We start from the raw sequence: 886 nt of genomic DNA, 5'->3' as shown, positions 1-886 counted from the left end.
AACCGGGGCCCGAGCCAGCCCCCGAGCCAGCGCCCGCGCCCGCGCACCGGCCGGCCCCCGACCGGAGCGGGACACCGCCCCTCATGGCCCCGCCCCCACCGTCCGCTCCACCGAAGCCACGGCCTCCTCCCGGACCTCGAAGGGCAGGCCGTGCAACGCCGGTGGTTCGGCCACCACGGTCACGCGGACCTGGCCCGCCTCCCGGCTGACCGTGACCCGCGCCCCGCGCGGTGCCGCCTTCCTCGTGACCTCGGCGACCGCGTCGGCCGGATCCTGACGGGCCGCCGCGCGGGCGCCCGTCCGGGCCGCGTCCACGCACTGGATCTGAGCGCCCACCACGAGCAGCCCGTAGACCAGCGCCATCGCGAACACCACCAGCACCGGCAGCACCACGGCCGTCTCCGCCGTCACGAACCCCCTGTCGGAGCGACCGACGGGGCCTCCGCGGGCTCCCGCCCTCGCTGCCCGCTCACATCCGCGCATCGAGTGCCTGCTTCACGATGCCCTGCAGCTCCGCGCTGACCGCGCCGCTCGTCACCACCTTGTAGAGGACCACCGCGAACGCCACCGCCGCGACGATCCCCATCGCGTACTCCGAGGTGACCATCCCCGCGTCCCGCCGCGCCATCCGTACTGCTCCGCGTACCAGGGCACTCAGCCGTGCCCGTACCGCCTGATACATCGCAACCCCCGTAAGGTCCGTTCCCGTTGTCACTTGCTCGTCCGTCGTCGGTCACTCACTCGCAGGCGCCCGGCGCCCGCCCTCTCCGTTCCGTCAGCCGCCGCCCCCTCCGTCCCCCAGCGCCTCGCCCGCGAGCCCGATCACCACCGGCAGTACGCCCACCGCGATGAACGCGGGCAGGAAGCACAGCCCCACCGGCGCGGT

2 protein-coding genes are annotated in these 886 nt (G+C 74.8%); both read right to left on the bottom strand.

Features of this window, described 5'->3' with window-relative positions; genetic code table 11:
• Nucleotides 1–81: 81 nt before the first annotated feature.
• Nucleotides 82–411: a TadE family type IV pilus minor pilin gene (locus tag EBH09_RS19860; RefSeq protein WP_274595141.1), complete on the bottom strand. Its 330-nt coding sequence runs from the start codon at nucleotides 409–411 to the stop codon at nucleotides 82–84.
• Nucleotides 412–469: 58 nt separating this feature from the next.
• A complete protein-coding gene (locus tag EBH09_RS19855; protein ID WP_121748314.1) occupies nucleotides 470–682 on the bottom strand; it encodes a DUF4244 domain-containing protein in 213 nt (70 codons plus the stop codon).
• Nucleotides 683–886: the final 204 nt, after the last annotated feature.

It is taken from the genome of Streptomyces sp. E2N166 (assembly GCF_003671715.1).
Lineage (GTDB): Bacteria > Actinomycetota > Actinomycetes > Streptomycetales > Streptomycetaceae > Streptomyces > Streptomyces thinghirensis.
The sequence above is the reverse complement of the archived record's forward strand: the minus strand, read 5'-3'. Positions and strand labels throughout refer to the sequence as shown.

Bases quoted from the DNA above. Each gene is read 5' to 3' on its own strand.
- EBH09_RS19855 (WP_121748314.1), bottom strand. From the start codon at position 682: ATGTATCAGGCGGTACGGGCACGGCTGAGTGCCCTGGTACGCGGAGCA.